Source organism: Paenalicyclobacillus cellulosilyticus, from assembly GCF_014647315.1.
GTDB lineage: Bacteria > Bacillota > Bacilli > Alicyclobacillales > Alicyclobacillaceae > Alicyclobacillus_J > Alicyclobacillus_J cellulosilyticus.
Genome location: NZ_BMOY01000133.1, coordinates 1 through 606 on the forward strand (window position 1 = coordinate 1; position 606 = coordinate 606).

Consider the following 606-nt stretch of genomic DNA (forward strand, 5'->3'; position numbering starts at 1 on the left):
ATGGCGAAAGACATCAAATTCAGCGAGGAAGCGCGCCGTGCGATGCTGCGGGGCGTCGACGCGCTGGCGGATACGGTGAAAGTGACGCTCGGTCCGAAGGGCCGCAACGTCGTGCTCGAGAAGAAGTTCGGTTCGCCGCTCATCACCAACGACGGCGTCACCATCGCGAAGGAGATTGAGCTCGAGGACCCGTTTGAGAACATGGGCGCCCAACTCGTGAAAGAGGTGGCGACGAAGACCAACGACGTCGCGGGTGACGGAACGACCACCGCGACCGTGTTGGCGCAGGCGATGATCCGCGAGGGTCTGAAGAACGTCGCGGCGGGCGCGAACCCGATGGCGCTGCGCCGGGGTATCGAGAAGGCGGTGGCGGCCGCGGTGGAGGAAATCAAGCGGATCGCCAAGCCGGTGCAGGGCCGCGAGAACATCGCCCAGGTGGCGGCCATCTCCGCGGGCGAGCGGGAGATTGGCGAGCTCATCGCCGACGCGATGGAGAAGGTCGGCAAGGACGGCGTCATCACCGTCGAGGAGTCGAAGGGCTTTACGACCGAGCTGGAAGTCGTCGAAGGCATGCAGTTTGACCGCGGCTACATCTCGCCGTACATG

At 64.7% G+C, this 606-nt stretch carries 1 protein-coding gene; it reads left to right on the top strand.

Going from position 1 to position 606, the window contains the following annotated elements; translation table 11 throughout:
* Positions 1–606, top strand: a 606-nt coding sequence (locus IEX97_RS13200; protein ID WP_308426215.1) for a TCP-1/cpn60 chaperonin family protein, incomplete at its 3' end; no start/stop codon positions are given.